At 61.4% G+C, this 13855-nt stretch carries 13 protein-coding genes; 6 read left to right on the forward strand and 7 right to left on the reverse strand.

Annotation, left to right across the window (positions count from 1 at the left end; all coding sequences use genetic code 11):
- The first annotated feature begins 9 nt into the window (after positions 1 to 9).
- The 3 genes from kdpC to ACQY8Q_RS12425 all read left to right on the forward strand — a co-directional run bounded on the left by kdpC (position 10) and on the right by ACQY8Q_RS12425 (position 4136).
- Entirely contained in the window at positions 10 to 573 is a 564-nt protein-coding gene (gene kdpC, locus ACQY8Q_RS12415) for a potassium-transporting ATPase subunit KdpC (protein WP_428426854.1), read from the forward strand.
- A 162-nt stretch (positions 574 to 735) separates the two neighbouring features.
- The gene (locus tag ACQY8Q_RS12420; RefSeq protein WP_428429767.1) at positions 736 to 3444 is read left to right on the forward strand and encodes an ATP-binding protein; all 2709 of its coding nucleotides are present in this window, start codon (positions 736 to 738) and stop codon (positions 3442 to 3444) included.
- A complete protein-coding gene (locus ACQY8Q_RS12425) occupies positions 3441 to 4136 on the forward strand; it encodes a response regulator transcription factor (protein ID WP_428426855.1) in 696 nt (231 codons plus the stop codon). The genes ACQY8Q_RS12420 and ACQY8Q_RS12425 overlap by 4 nt, the downstream gene beginning before the upstream one ends.
- 11 nt (positions 4137 to 4147) lie before the next feature.
- Here the strand turns inward: ACQY8Q_RS12425 and ACQY8Q_RS12430 are convergent, their stop codons facing one another.
- The 3 genes from ACQY8Q_RS12430 to ACQY8Q_RS12440 are packed head-to-tail and all read right to left on the reverse strand — an operon-like array spanning position 4148 to position 6727.
- Positions 4148 to 5287, reverse strand: coding sequence for an aminotransferase class I/II-fold pyridoxal phosphate-dependent enzyme (locus tag ACQY8Q_RS12430; RefSeq protein ID WP_428426856.1), 1140 nt, complete (start codon positions 5285 to 5287; stop codon positions 4148 to 4150).
- A complete protein-coding gene (locus tag ACQY8Q_RS12435) occupies positions 5284 to 5928 on the reverse strand; it encodes a helix-turn-helix transcriptional regulator (protein WP_428426857.1) in 645 nt (214 codons plus the stop codon). The genes ACQY8Q_RS12430 and ACQY8Q_RS12435 overlap by 4 nt, the downstream gene beginning before the upstream one ends.
- Before the next feature lie 52 nt (positions 5929 to 5980).
- Complete coding sequence (locus ACQY8Q_RS12440) at positions 5981 to 6727, reverse strand: sulfate transporter family protein (protein ID WP_428426858.1); 747 nt, start codon at positions 6725 to 6727, stop codon at positions 5981 to 5983.
- A gap of 202 nt (positions 6728 to 6929) precedes the next feature.
- Here ACQY8Q_RS12440 and ACQY8Q_RS12445 point away from each other — a divergent pair, with 202 nt between their 5' ends.
- The 3 genes from ACQY8Q_RS12445 to ACQY8Q_RS12455 are packed head-to-tail and all read left to right on the forward strand — an operon-like array spanning position 6930 to position 9924.
- Positions 6930 to 8291, forward strand: coding sequence for an amidase (locus ACQY8Q_RS12445; protein ID WP_428429769.1), 1362 nt, complete (start codon positions 6930 to 6932; stop codon positions 8289 to 8291).
- Positions 8288 to 9196, forward strand: a complete 909-nt coding sequence (locus ACQY8Q_RS12450; protein ID WP_428426859.1) for an ROK family protein — start codon at positions 8288 to 8290, stop codon at positions 9194 to 9196. Before ACQY8Q_RS12445 ends, ACQY8Q_RS12450 begins: the two co-directional genes overlap by 4 nt.
- Positions 9196 to 9924, forward strand: coding sequence for a copper homeostasis protein CutC (locus tag ACQY8Q_RS12455; protein ID WP_428426860.1), 729 nt, complete (start codon positions 9196 to 9198; stop codon positions 9922 to 9924). Before ACQY8Q_RS12450 ends, ACQY8Q_RS12455 begins: the two co-directional genes overlap by 1 nt.
- 12 nt (positions 9925 to 9936) lie before the next feature.
- On the opposite strand, the gene nagA is transcribed toward ACQY8Q_RS12455, so the two are convergent.
- The 4 genes from nagA to ACQY8Q_RS12475 are packed head-to-tail and all read right to left on the reverse strand — an operon-like array spanning position 9937 to position 13784.
- On the reverse strand, positions 9937 to 11097 hold the full coding sequence (nagA, locus tag ACQY8Q_RS12460; RefSeq protein ID WP_428426861.1) for an N-acetylglucosamine-6-phosphate deacetylase: 1161 nt from the start codon (positions 11095 to 11097) through the stop codon (positions 9937 to 9939).
- Positions 11094 to 12116 (reverse strand): SIS domain-containing protein, encoded by a 1023-nt coding sequence (locus tag ACQY8Q_RS12465; RefSeq protein WP_428429771.1) that lies wholly within the window; start codon positions 12114 to 12116, stop codon positions 11094 to 11096. The genes nagA and ACQY8Q_RS12465 overlap by 4 nt, the downstream gene beginning before the upstream one ends.
- 28 nt (positions 12117 to 12144) lie before the next feature.
- Entirely contained in the window at positions 12145 to 12909 is a 765-nt protein-coding gene (locus ACQY8Q_RS12470) for a GntR family transcriptional regulator (protein ID WP_113245560.1), read from the reverse strand.
- Positions 12906 to 13784, reverse strand: coding sequence for a BadF/BadG/BcrA/BcrD ATPase family protein (locus ACQY8Q_RS12475; RefSeq protein ID WP_428426862.1), 879 nt, complete (start codon positions 13782 to 13784; stop codon positions 12906 to 12908). Before ACQY8Q_RS12475 ends, ACQY8Q_RS12470 begins: the two co-directional genes overlap by 4 nt.
- Positions 13785 to 13855: the final 71 nt, after the last annotated feature.

The following is a 13855-nucleotide window of genomic DNA, read 5'->3' on the forward strand; positions in this document are numbered from 1 at the left end:
AATATTCCAATGCTGAAACAATTGAGACCCGCGCTGGTCATGATCGTTGCAATCACCGTCATTACCGGCCTTGCTTATCCACTCGGCATGACCGGCATTACCCAGGCCCTGTTCCCGCATCAAGCCAATGGCAGCCTGGTCGAAAAGGACGGAACCGTTGTCGGTTCCGCACTGATCGGTCAGGTGTTTACCGGCGACACCTATTTCCACGGCCGTCCGTCGGCTGCCGGTGATGGTTACAATGCTGCGGCCTCCAGCGGCTCCAATCTCGGGCCGACCAATCCGAAGCTGCTTGATCGGATCAAGACGGAAGCGGAAGCCCTCAAGGCGACCAATCCAGGTGCCGCCGTGCCGATGGATCTGGTCACCGCGTCAGGCAGCGGCCTTGATCCGCATATCACACCGGAGGCCGCCTATTTCCAGGTTCCACGCGTCGCTAAGGCGCGCGGCATGGATGAGGGCAAGGTCCGCGCACTGGTCGATCAGGCCGTCGAGGCTCGCGAACTGGGTATTCTCGGCGAGCCGGCGGTCAACGTCTTGGCGCTGAACATGGCGCTTGATAAGGCTGTCTAACCTGTTCGGCCACGGCATCGCGCCCTGTTAGGCAGGTGCGATGCCGTGAGAAATTTGATTGATGGCAAGGTCCCAAATCGTCTGGGCTTTTGGGACATGTCCGGTATGGTCAAAAGCGGCATCCTGCCGCTTTTCGGCATTGATGAGGAAAGACGAGCGCGCATGCGGGACGATGTCCGCGATATGGATGGAAGACCATCGCCCGACGCCCTGTTGCAGCGGGCGGAGCAGGAAACGCGCGGCCGCCTGAAAATCTTTCTGGGTGCGGCACCCGGTGTCGGCAAGACCTATGAGATGCTGACGTCCGGCCATGCCAAGCAGGCCGATGGCGTCGATGTGGTGATCGGCGTGGTCGAAACCCATGGCCGCAAGGAGACCCAGGCGCTGGCCGCCGGGTTCGAGGTGATCGCGCGCATACCGATCGACTACAAGGGCCGTCATCTTGAGGAAATGGATATCGATGCCATTCTCGCCCGGCGCCCCGGCCTGGTTCTTGTCGACGAACTGGCCCACACCAACGCCCCCGGCAGCCGTCATCCCAAGCGCTACATGGATGTGCAGGAGCTGCTGTCGCGCGGCATCGATGTTTACTCGACGCTCAACATCCAGCATGTCGAAAGCCTGAACGATGTCGTCGCCCAGATCACCCGTATTCGCGTGCGCGAAACCGTACCCGATTCGATCATCGACCGGGCCGACGATATCGAGATCATCGACCTGACGCCGGAAGACCTGATCAAGCGGTTGCATGATGGCAAGGTCTATATCCCCAAGACGGCGCAACGGGCGCTGGAAAACTATTTCTCACCCGGCAACCTGACAGCCCTGCGCGAGCTCGCCTTGCGCCAGACCGCGCAGCGGGTGGACGACCAGCTGCTGACACATATGCAGGCGCATGCAATTTCCGGTCCCTGGGCGGCCGGTGACCGGGTGCTCGTCTGTGTCGATGATCAGCCGCGCAGCGCATCGCTCGTGCGCTATGCCGCCCGCGTCGCCGATCGTTTGCGCGCACCGCTGGTGGCTCTGCATGTGGAGACGGCGCGATCGGTTTACCTGTCCGAGGCCGCGCGCGACCGCATCGCCGCGACGCTACGGCTGGCCGAGCGGCTGGGCGCCGAAGCGCTGACCAGGCCGGGTTCCGACGAAGCCGAGGAGATCGTCCGTTTCGCTGCGTCCAGCAATGTCACGCACATCATCGCCGGCACGCCGAAAACATCCGGATGGCGGGAATGGCTGCACGGGTCGGTGACCAGCCGTCTTATCCGGCGGGCCGGCAATATCAGCGTCCACGTTATCGCCGGTGACGACCGGGAAGGCGAGGCCGTTGCCACGGGCGTCAAGACTGTTCCGGCCCCGGTTCAGTTCAAGTTCCGGCCCTATGCTCTGGCAACGCTCTATGTCGGCTGCGCGCTTGGCGTCGGCTTTCTGCTCGACCAGTCGCTCGACGTGCGCAATATCGCGCTGGTCTTCCTGATGGCTGTTTTGACCACGGCGGTGACCGAAGGTCTCAAACCCGCTCTCTATGCCAGTGTCGTCAGTGCTGTCGTCTTGAATTTCTTCTTCCTGCAGCCGCTCTATACGCTGGATATCAGCGATCCCGACAGCGTTGTCGCGTTCATTCTTTTCTTCATCGTCGCAATCATCGCCAGCAACTTGACGGCCAGCGTTCAGCGGCAGGCGGCGGCTGCACGTCTGCGCGCCCGCACCACCGAAGATCTCTACCTATTCAGCAAGAAACTGGCAGGCACCGGTACGCTGGACGACGTGCTTTGGGCAACCGCCTTTCAGCTCGCCTCGATGCTGAAGGTGCGGGTGGTGCTGCTTCTGCCGGAAGACGGGACAATCGCGGTCAAAGCCGGCTATCCACCGGACGACACGCTCGATGATGCCGACATCGCTGCGGCCCGCTGGGCCTGGGAGCACAATCGTGCTGCCGGACGCGGTGCCGATACATTGCCGGGTGCTAAACGTCTCTATGTGCCCTTGCGCACCGGCCGCGCTGCCGTCGGCGTCATCGGTCTCGACAATGACCGGCAGGGACCGTTGCTCAGCCCAGAACAGCAACGGCTGCTCGATGCGCTCGCCGATCAGGCGGCACTTGCCATCGAGCGCGTGCAGCTGGTCGCCGATGTCGATAATGCACGGCTGGCCGAAGAAGCCGGACGTCTGCGCTCGGCTTTGCTGACCTCGATTTCGCACGACCTGAAGACGCCGCTCGCCGCCATCATGGGTGCCGCCGGAACGTTGCGCGACTATCAGTCCGCCTTGCTGGAAGAAGACCGCATCGAACTTCTGACCACGGTGACCGACGAATCCGAACGGCTGAACCGGTTCATCGCCAATCTGCTCGACATGACCCGGATCGAATCCGGCGCAATGGAGCCGAATGCCGCGTTTCACTACACCGGCGATATCGTCGGCAGCGCGCTGCGCCGGGCGCGCAAGATTCTGGCCGATCATACTGTCGACGTCGAGGTTCCCGCCGATCTGCCGATGATCAGGGTTGATCCAGTCCTGTTCGAACAGGTGCTGTTCAATCTGCTGGACAACGCCGCCAAATATGCGCCGGAAGGATCGACGATCCGCGTGCGGGCCGAAAGCAATGGCGAACGGGTCCTTATCCGGATTTCTGACGAAGGGCCAGGTATTCCGCCGGGGGATCTGGAACGGGTCTTCGATACGTTCTACAGGGTGCGCAAGGGTGATCACGTCCGGGCGGGAACCGGGCTTGGCCTCTCCATCTGCCGGGGTTTCGTCGAGGCGATGGGCGGCACCATTGCCGCCGAAAACCGCGTCGACCATTCCGGCGCGGTGTTTACCATCACCCTGCCTTTGTTGCCGAATGCTCCCAATCTCAAGGACATGAAATGACGCTTTCATCGGTGAAAATCCTGGTCGTCGATGATGAACCGCCCATCCGCCGCCTGCTGCGCGTCGGATTGGCGACACAGGACTATGCTGTCAGCGAAGCCGGCAATGGCAAGGCGGCGCGCGAAAGCGTGAAGAGCGAGCAGCCGGACCTGATCCTGCTCGATCTCGGCCTGCCGGACATGCCCGGCCACGATCTGCTGCGCGGCTGGCGCGAGGAGGGACTGACGTTGCCGATCGTTATCCTGTCGAGCCGTACCGACGAGGCCGGAATCGTCAAGGCGCTGGAACTCGGTGCCGACGATTACGTGACCAAACCTTTCGGCATGAACGAACTGGTAGCGCGCATCCGCGTCGCACTGCGCCACCGGTTGCAGCAGCAGGGCGAAAAGCCGCTATTCCAGACCGGCGGCCTGTCGGTCGATCTGGTCAAGCGCATCGTCAAGGTCGATGGCCGTGAGGTCAAGCTGTCACCGAAGGAATACGACATCCTTCGGATTCTGGTGCAGCACGCCGGCAAGGTGCTGACGCACAAGTTTCTGCTCAAAGAGGTCTGGGGCAATGCCGACGACGTGCAGTATCTGCGCGTCTATGTGCGCCAGCTGCGCCAGAAGATCGAGCTGACGCCGGATCAACCGCAATATATCACCACCGAAACCGGTGTCGGTTACCGCCTGCGCGAAGCCGACCTTTAGCCAGCTTTCCTCTACAGGCTGTTGCGGTTCAACCAATTGCGCAGCACGGTGATGCCCTCCGGCATATGCAGGCGACCAAAGCCAATACGCAGGCAATTCTGTGGCACAGGCGTAAGTTCGGAGTGGTAGACGCTCGACGGCAGGAAAAATACGCCTGCCTCCTCGACCGCGCGCCGCGCAAACTCCTCGACGCCTTCCGATCCCTTGTAGCGAATGAAGGCGACGCAGCCGCCATCCGGCTCGCGCCAGTCGAACAAATGCGGAAAATCAGCGAAAAACGTGTTCCACTCGGCAATGTTGTTGCGGACGATGGATCGTGTCCGTGCCAAAATCTTGTCGCGGTTCTTTAGCCCGATACGGGCCAGGACTTCCGACGGTGCCGAATTGCAGATCGACAGGAAGTGCTTGTAGCGTTCGCAGCGCGTCAGGAAATTCTGGTCCTTGCAAGCCAGCCAACCGATCCTCAAGCCCGGAAGTCCATAGGCCTTCGACATGACGTTGAGCGAAATCCCCCGCTCATAGGCATCGACGGCCTGCGGCAGGCGCAGTGCTTGGTCCTTCTCGATCAGCCGGTAGACTTCATCGCTGAACAGCCAGATGCCATGCTTGCGGCAGATTTCGATCAGCGCGTTAAACGTCGCATGCGGCAGGATTTTACCGGTCGGATTGTTCGGGAAATTAATCGAGATCAGCTTGGTGTCCGGCCGGATCGCGGCCTGGATCTGACCAAGGTCCAGGTTCCAGTCATTGTCGATATCCAGTGCCACGCCCGTGACTGCACAGATGCTCAACGGCAGGGTTTCAGCGGCCTGATAATTGGGCGTGATGATGATGGCGTGGTCGTCCGGCGTCAAAAGCACCTTCATCGCCACATAGATTGCTTCCTCCGCGCCGGCAAAGCAGATCAGGTTATCAGGCTGAACCGTGTCATAGGTTCGTGCAATTTCCTGCCGTAGCACAGGTGCGCCAAATGTTTCGGTGTAGCCGAGGCTAAGATTTTCGAAGTCGATGCGATCCTCGTCGGTGGCCATCGCCAGAAGTTCCGGCAGGCGCATGCTTTCGGCATCCGAAGCGGTCATGTTGTATCTTGCGGTAAATTCCCATTTCGACATGAAGGTCTCGAGCACAAAATCGCGCATCGGCTTGCTCATCGTGGCTCTCCTTGAACGGCAGCGTCCTGTTTCTGGCGGATCGCGCCAAGGCGGTTGTAGATCGTTGCTCTCGACAGTTTGAGGATCTCGGCGATATAGGGAACGGCCTTGCGGATGGCAAAGACGCCACGCGTTTCCAGCAATGCGATCAGGCCGTCCATGTCAGCGCCGGTAAGTCCCGCAAGGCTGGTCCTGTGCGTGGTAAGAAATTCCCCGATCACCACGTTGACGGCCTCGCGCCAGTCCTCCGCCATCAATGCCGAGGTCTTCGGCAGGGGGGCGGCAATATCCATCATCGATTTTAGCTGGTCGAAGATGCCGGCAAAAGCCTCGATGTCGTGATTGATACACAGGAGGCCGATCGGCTTGCCATGGGCATCGCGCAACACGGCGGTGACCGCCTTCAGCCTGCGGCCGTCCCAGTTGGACTTGCCGTAGGGGCCGATGACATCCTCATCGAGGGTCGAAACCAGCCCGGCTTCGTTGAGGGAGCTGTCTCCCGGCCGGCGCTTGGAAAACGCATTGGCGATATGAAAGATCTCACCTGTTTCAAGGTCATGCAGAACCGCTTCCACATGCGGTGAAAACAGCGTGGCGACCGCATCGCAGACCGGAATAAAAGGCGTGAGCGGATGAGACATCAGGCCTTATCCGCTGGAATTGACAATTTGTCAATATAGACGAATTGAACAGTTATCGACCGAAGGACGGCTTGCTGGCGTTGATCTGCCGCTGAAACTCAGGATCGCGCTGCGACAATTTCTTGTGCAGGTGAACCATCATGCCGGCGGCAAACAGCGGCGTCAGCAGGTTGAGGAGCGGCACGGCCAGAAATGCTGCAAGCACGAGGCCGCTCAAGAAGACGGTGCCGGCATGTTTGGCGCGAAAGAGCCGGGCTTCGGCGGGTGAGCGGTAACGCATCGCCGCAAACTCGAAGAACTCCCGGCCCAACAGGTAGCCGTTGACCAGAAAGAAGGCGATCAGGTTGATGCCGGGGATGAGCAGCAGGAAAAGCGCGATGATATTGCCGATGATGATGACACCCAGAAATTTCAGCGTACCGGAAATCGCTTCGCCCAGCGGCAAGGGCCGCCCTGCGGGTTCCTGTGGGTAGTCGCGGTTTTCGACCACCTCAGCAACATCATCGAGAAAGAAACCGGCGATCAGCGCCGTCACCGGCGCAAGAAGCAAAGCCAACCCCAAGGCCAATCCTAGGCTTGCAAAGATGCCGACAACAAATGTCAGCCATCCTGCCCAGCCGGGCGTTCCGGGCAGCAAGGCGTCGAGCCACGGCAAGGCGAGATAGATGAACAGTTCACGCAGGGCAAACCATAGCCCGACCAGCGCCAGAAGCGTCAGGCCCAGCACCTTCCAGAAAACCGAGCGCGTTTCGGGCGCGAAAAGACTGGCAAAGGAAAGCCGCGCCGCGTCGAGTATCATCCGGTATCTCCTTCAAAGGCGTTTATGCCGCTGTCTGCGCATGTAGGCGGAGCATGGTCTCTGGGCAAGGCCGTGGAGCTTGCGGCCTTGAAAAGCTGCCGAAAATCATGTGCGAAGGCCGCTGTTTTCGCTGCCAAAACCGGTGCGTCGCCGTTATGATACCGCCACAAGACAGCTGTGGAGTGTTGAGACGATGGATGCAGTGGACGCAAACAAGTCGGTGGCGGGCCTTTCGGTACTGCTGCAATCCGGCGCCCTCGATCCGGTCGATCTCGCAAGGACTTTGCTTGAGAAGATAGCCGGCTACAAGGATCAGTCGATTTTCACGGAATTGCTGGGTGAGCGAGCCCTCGCGGACGCCGAATTGTCCTCGCAACGCCTTCGCTCGGGGCGGTCTCTCGGTTTGCTTGATGGCATTCCGGCCACCTGGAAAGATCTGTTCGACACCAAGGGAGCGGTAACGACCGCAGGCTCCGCTGTGCTGACCATTGCCGCGCCTGCGGTCGCTGATGCGGCTGTCGTTACGGCGCTTGCGGGTGCCGGAATGGTCAGTATCGGCCGCACCAATCTCAGCGAATTCGCCTTTTCCGGCCTCGGCATCAATCCGCATTACGGAACGGCGCATAACCCCGCATCGCGCGACGTACCGCGCATTCCGGGTGGGTCGTCGGCCGGGTCCGGTGTGGCCGTGGCCGCCGGACTGGTGCCGGTGGCGATCGGCACGGATACCGGCGGCTCCATCCGCATTCCCGCAGCCTTCAACGGCATCGTCGGCTATAAGGCGACGCGCGGCCGCTATTCGATGCAAGGTGTTTTTCCGCTGGCAAAGAGCCTCGATTCGCTCGGGCCACTGTGCCGCACCGTTCAAGATGCCATCTGGATCGACGCTGCCATGCGCGGACGGACAGCGCCGAATATTGGCAGGTCGGACCTGAGTGGCCTGAAGCTTGTCATTCCTGAAACGATCGTTTTCGACGATGCCGAACCGGGTGTCGTGGCCGCATTTGAAGCTGCGGTTTCAAGGTTGGAAAAAGCCGGTGCCCGGATCAAGCGCCGGGCCTTCCCGATTTTTGCCGAGATCTTCGCGATTGGCGCACGGCATGGCGCACTGGTCACTGCCGAAGCGTTCGCACTTCACAAGGCGCGGCTGGAAGGGCCGGAGGCGGAGCGCATGGATCAACGCGTCGTCGCCCGCACCCGGCTGGGCGAAAAAATCACGATGTCCGATTATATCGCAATCATTGATGCCCGCCAGCGGTTGATCGCCGCCTTCGCCGATAGCCTGGAGCCCGGCGAACTGCTGATCCATCCGACGGTTCCGCATGTGGCGCCAGCGATTGCACCGCTGCTCGCCGATGACGACCTGTTCTTCAAGATCAACGGACGGACGTTGCGCAACACGTCGATCGGCAACTTCCTCGATGGCTGCGGCGTCTCGATCCCGTGCGGTACAGGTGATGCGGGCATGCCGGTCGGGTTGCTGTTGTCCGGTCAGAAAAATCAGGACGAGGCTCTGCTCTCTGCCGCGCTCTCGGCCGAAGCCGTCATCCGTGGTGATGCATGATCGTCTGCTTCGATATCGGTGGCTCAGCCATCAAGGGTGCGGTCGCCCATGCCGCCGACAGTATAGAGCCGCTCGGTCGCCGGGTCACGCCGCTCGATGATTTCAACGCCTTTGTAACGACGCTGCGCGACGTCATCGCGGAAGCGGGTGAAACGCCCGATCGTATTGCCATATCGATCACCGGCGTCGTCGATCCGGAGACGCAGGCGATCAAATGCGCCAATATTCCCTGCATCGACGGCCGTAAACTCGGCGCAGAGCTTTCCGCTTTGCTTGGCCTCCCAGTTCTAATCGCCAATGACGCCGACTGTTTCGCGCTGGCCGAGGCCGGTGCCGGGGCCGGGCGCGGTTACCGAATCGTGCTGGGAGCTATCCTTGGCACCGGCGTCGGTGGTGGCCTGGTCGTCGATGGCCGGCTCATCAATGCGGAAGGTGGATTTGCCGGCGAATGGGGGCATGGCCCGGCAGTGGCTTCAATGGCCGGTACGCCGCCCGTCGCGATCCCGATCTTCGACTGTGGTTGTGGCCAGCGCGGCTGCGTCGATACGATCGGCGGCGCCCGTGGCATGGAGCGCCTGCACCTGACATTGCACGGCAAGAGCCTGGAAAGCCACGAGATCACCGCGCTCTGGCAAAATGGCGATGCGGAAGCAGCCCGAACCATTGATGTACTCGTCGATCTCATCAGTTCGCCGCTGGCGCTGACCGTCAATATCACCGGCGCGACGATCGTTCCGATCGGCGGTGGTTTGTCCAACGTGACGCCGCTGATCGCCGAGATCGACAAGGCCGTTCGCGGCCGGATCCTGCGAAAATTCGATCGGCCGCTGGTGGTGCCGGGCGAATGCCGGATCGAACCCGGACTGATCGGCGCGGCCGTTCTCGGTCTTGCAGGAGAGGCGTAATGACAAATATTCTTCTGGAAGTCTGCGTCGAGGACGCGGCCGGTCTTCGGGCTGCGGTCGAGGGTGGCGCCGACCGCATCGAGTTGTGCTCGGCTCTGTCCGTCGGCGGGTTGACGCCTTCGCCGGGCCTGATGGCTCTGGCGGGCAAGGTCGACATTCCCGTTTATGCGATGATCCGGCCAAGACCCGGTGATTTTATTTTCGATGCTGGCGATATCGACGTGATGCGCATCGAAATCGATGCGGCCCGGTCAGCGGGTCTCGCCGGCGTCGTTCTCGGCGCGAGCCGGCCTGACGGGAGCCTCGATAGAGAGGCTTTGAGGGTGCTGGTGGATCACGCGCATGGATTAGGGCTGACGTTACATCGCGCCTTCGATCTGGTGCCGGATTTTACGGAGGCAGTCGAGATCGCGGTAGACCTCGGTTTCGAGCGTATCCTGACCTCGGGCGGTGCGAAACGAGCCCCTGATGCCGTTGAGGCGCTAGCTGCGGTCATCGCAGATGCCAAGGGGCGCATCTCGATCATGCCCGGTTCCGGCGTGACACTGGAGACGGTTGGCGGGCTGCTGTCGCGTCTTTCCGTGACGGAAGTGCATTCGTCCTGTTCGGTAGAGAACCCGGCTCATGATGGCCGGTTGGTATCGCTCGGCTTTGTTGCTGCAAGTTCCAGGCAAACGGATGAGCAGGCGGTACGGGCACTGAAGGCGCGGCTGAACGCCGCGCTCTGATGCGTCAAAATTCTATGCCTGGAAGACGCGCTTTCCGCCGATCCAGGTCGAGGCCATCTCGAGGCCTTCGGTCAGAAGAACGAAATCCGCGTCGAGACCGGGCAGCAATCTGCCTTTGCGGGCGGCGACGCCCGCTGCATCGGCGGGATAGGCCGATGCCATCCGTAGCGCCTCGTCGAGCGGCAGGTCCAGCTTTTCATGGGCAAAACGCACGGAGGCGAGCATGTCGATGTCGGCGCCCGCCAGCGTGCCATCGGCCAGCGTCAGGCGGCCGTCCTTGCGGAAGATCTCGCGGCCATTGAGCAAGAAACTGGTCTGGTCGGAACCGATCGTCGACATCGCATCCGTAACGATGAAGATCCGGCCCGGGCCATTCTTGGCGCGCAATGCGACGCCCATCGACGCGGGATCAACATGGAAACCATCGGCGATGATCCCCGCATGCAGGCTGCCAATATCAAGAGCCGCGCCGACAACGCCCGGTTCGCGATGGCCAAGCGGGCTCATCGCATTGAACAGGTGGGTCACGGTACGCGCGCCTGCCTTAGCGTAGTCCACGATGGTCTTGTAGCCGGCATCCGTATGGCCGAGGCTGACGATGATACCCGCTTCGGCGAGCGCTTTTACCTGCGCAGTCGTGGTGTTTTCCGGTGCGACGGTGACCATCATTGCGTCGAAGACCCCGGTGCACGCGAGCATTGCGTCGAGATCGGCCTGATCCATCGGCCGGATCAGGGCCGGGTCATGGGCGCCCTTGCGGGCAACGGAAAGATGCGGTCCTTCAAGATGAAGCCCGAGGAATCCGGGTACATTTTCCGCCTTCGCCTGTCTGCCGCCGGCAATGGTTCGCGCGCGGATTTCGAACGTATCGGTGATCAGCGTCGGAAGCAGCGCGGTGGTACCGAACTTGGCATGGGCTGCGCAAATGGTGCGGATGGCGTCAACATCCTGCCGGTCGTTCAGCATCACGCCGCCGCCGCCGTTAACCTGCAAGTCGATGAAACCGGGAACAAGCAACTGACCATCGGCCGCGATTGTCTCGGTTCCGGCAGGCAGGTCGCTATGCGGCAGGATACCGGTAATCACTCCGCCATCGAGCAATAGCGCCTGGCCATCATGCCAGAACAGGCCGTCGAAAATCCGGGCTCCGGTGATAGCTGTCTGTGCGGTCATCTCGTTTCCGTAACCTTCTTGAGAGCGACGGGCGCATCCGGATTGAGGCCGCGCGAGCGCGACCAGGATTCTACGAAGCCGTAGAACGGGATAATCAAAGCCAGCGCATCGGTGATCGGATGGCCGGTGGCGACGAACGGCAGCGTCTTGGTTGCCTTGGCTTGGTCGGATGTGACAAAGGCCAGCGCACCCTTGGCGCTCAGCCCATCGAGAATACCGGCAACGGAACCTTCCGCAGCATCGCGCGCGGCAAGGCCGATGACCGGGAAACGTTTTTCGACCAGCGCCACCGGTCCATGCAGCACTTCCGCTGCCGAATAGGCCTCGGCGTGCATGCCGGAGGTTTCCTTGAATTTCAGCGCTGCCTCGCTGGCAATGGCGAGCGCTGGGCCGCGTCCGAGCACGAACAGGGATTCTGCATCGCCCAGCTCGTCGGCCAGTGGTTGCCAATCGAGCTTTACCGCCTTGGCAAATTGGTCGGGCAGATCGGCAACCGCGCGCTGCAGGGCAGCATCGCCGGTCCATTCACCCAGGATGGCAAGCCCGGCAACGATCGAATTGACATAGGACTTGGTTGCGGCGACAGCGATTTCCGGTCCGGCGAGAATGTCGAGCGGATGGGTGCTGGCCTCCGAGATCGGCGAGGGCAGGGTGTTGGTGAGCGCGATCGTCACCGCACCGGCCTTGGTTGCGGCTTCAGCCATCGCGACGATGTCCGGGCTCTTGCCGGATTGCGAGATGGCGATCGATGCCGCGCCCTGAAGCTGCATTTTCGCGCCGTAGATTGACGCGAGCGACGGTCCGAGCGAGGCAACTGGGCGTCCGGTTGAAAGTTCGATCGCATATTTCAGGAACAATGCGGCATGGTCGGACGAACCACGGGCGATCGTTACGAAGAAGGCCGGGTCTTTCGCACGCAGAGCCGCGCCGGTTTCTTTGACTGCCGCCTTGGATTGCTCAAGAAGACGCGCTGCTGCTTCCGGGATTTCGTTGATTTCGCGCCGCATGTTGGTTTGCATGGTCATGTCTTTCTTATCTGGGCCGCTCTCAGGAATCCGACAAAGTCAGTTCGGCGACGAAATCATAGGCATCGCCCCGATAGAGCGAGCGGGTGAATTCCACCACGCGGCCGGAGGCGAGATAGGAGATCCGTTCGATGGACAGGCTGGCGGAACCGGCCGGCACGCCAAGCATCGCCGCATCCGGATCTTTCAGGCTGCAGGCGGAAATGCGCTGCACGGCGCGCACAGGCCGCGATTTGGTCTTGTCGAGTTCCGCATAGAGCGAGGTGCCGACCCGGATAGGGTCCGGCAGGAATTCCGCAGAAACGCTGGCCCGCTCGATCGCGAGCGGCATATCGTCGGCGATGCGCAACCGGCCCAGCCGCGCGACCAGCGCATCGGCGGGCAGGCCCAGCGCCATCATTTCGTCCGGCGAAGGATGATAGAGCCCGCGCTCGATCCATTGCGCTGTGGTCACCAGTCCCCGTCGCGACATGTCCTCGGTAAACGATGTCAGCCGCGACAGCGATTGCTGAACCCGGCTCACCGGCTTGACGACAAAGGTTCCGGAGCCATGGCGCCGTACCAGCAGACCGTCCTTGACCAGATCGTCGACGGCCTTGCGTACCGTTACGCGGCTGATGCTGGCATAGTCAGCCAGATCCCGCTCCGGCGGCAGGGCGTCGCCATGATTGAGCTTGCCCGACAGGATAGCGTCTTCCAGTGATTGCCGCAGCTTAAGATAGAGCGGACCGGAACCCCCGGCCTGCAGGCCGTCCAGGGGCAATATGGCTTCGAGATGCTGGGTCATGCCGCAGATCCCGTCGCAAAACGCTTGGCTGCCAACGAAACCGAACCGGTCAAGGCGTCTGCCTCCGGTTCCATGAACAGGGGCTGATGCCGCTCTGCAAGCCATGGGCGGTAGATCGGCGCCAGTCCACCCAGCAGGCAGATTTTGCGGCTGCCCTGCGCCACGACGGCGTCCAGCGCTTCATCGATGGTTTGCGCATTGCTGCGCAGCAGCGCGATCGCCACCGGATCTTTCCGGCTCGCATAGTCGAAAACCTTGGGCGCAAAGCGGCCGAATTCGCCGGGCCGTGCGGCGCGCGCAAATTCCACGGCCTCGCGCGGATCGTTGTTGAACTCCGCCATGACGGCGTCGGTCAACGGCGACGATGGATGAATCCGGTCGAAGGCAAGAACGCTTTCCTGCAGCAGCGCGTGGCCGAGCCGGGCGCCGCTACCGAGATCGCCGATCTGGAAACCCCATCCGCCAATATAGCGGACCTGGTCTCCCTGCCGGGAGATATAGATCGAACCGGTGCCGAGGATCGCAACTGCGCCGTCGCTATCGCCAAGCGCACCCTGCAGTGCGATCAGCCCGTCGGATTCGATGTCGGCCTTTGCGAACGGCAGGTGTTCTTTCACATAATGCACCGCATCGCCGACATTGCTACCGGCAACGCCGACCAGGGCGCAAGCCGAAGCGATTTCGGAAGGGGGAATGTTTGCCTCCTCGAATGCAGCTGTTGCTGCACCGACAATATGGATCAGGGCATTGTCGGGATCGGTCAGGATGTTGGCAGCGCCGCTTTTGCCGCGCCCGAGGATACGCCCATCGGCGCCCGCTACAGCCGCACGGCAGCTCGTGCCTCCGCCGTCAATTCCCAGAATGTAATGTGGCATGGATACCTCCGGAAAAAAGGATACCAAAAAAATACCATTTACCAAGAGCATTTTGGTCTTTAATTGGAATT

It is taken from the genome of Pararhizobium sp. (assembly GCF_965279435.1).
Classification (GTDB): Bacteria; Pseudomonadota; Alphaproteobacteria; order Rhizobiales; family Rhizobiaceae; genus Pararhizobium.

Coding starts and splice junctions, on each gene's coding strand:
- kdpC (WP_428426854.1), top strand. CDS start 10: ATGCTGAAACAATTGAGACCCGCGCTGGTCATGATCGTTGCAATCACC.
- ACQY8Q_RS12420 (WP_428429767.1), top strand. CDS start 736: ATGCGGGACGATGTCCGCGATATGGATGGAAGACCATCGCCCGACGCC.
- ACQY8Q_RS12425 (WP_428426855.1), top strand. CDS start 3,441: ATGACGCTTTCATCGGTGAAAATCCTGGTCGTCGATGATGAACCGCCC.
- ACQY8Q_RS12430 (WP_428426856.1), bottom strand. CDS start 5,287: ATGAGCAAGCCGATGCGCGATTTTGTGCTCGAGACCTTCATGTCGAAA.
- ACQY8Q_RS12435 (WP_428426857.1), bottom strand. CDS start 5,928: ATGTCTCATCCGCTCACGCCTTTTATTCCGGTCTGCGATGCGGTCGCC.
- ACQY8Q_RS12440 (WP_428426858.1), bottom strand. CDS start 6,727: ATGATACTCGACGCGGCGCGGCTTTCCTTTGCCAGTCTTTTCGCGCCC.
- ACQY8Q_RS12450 (WP_428426859.1), top strand. CDS start 8,288: ATGATCGTCTGCTTCGATATCGGTGGCTCAGCCATCAAGGGTGCGGTC.
- ACQY8Q_RS12455 (WP_428426860.1), top strand. CDS start 9,196: ATGACAAATATTCTTCTGGAAGTCTGCGTCGAGGACGCGGCCGGTCTT.
- nagA (WP_428426861.1), bottom strand. CDS start 11,097: ATGACCGCACAGACAGCTATCACCGGAGCCCGGATTTTCGACGGCCTG.
- ACQY8Q_RS12465 (WP_428429771.1), bottom strand. CDS start 12,116: ATGCAAACCAACATGCGGCGCGAAATCAACGAAATCCCGGAAGCAGCA.
- ACQY8Q_RS12470 (WP_113245560.1), bottom strand. CDS start 12,909: ATGACCCAGCATCTCGAAGCCATATTGCCCCTGGACGGCCTGCAGGCC.
- ACQY8Q_RS12475 (WP_428426862.1), bottom strand. CDS start 13,784: ATGCCACATTACATTCTGGGAATTGACGGCGGAGGCACGAGCTGCCGT.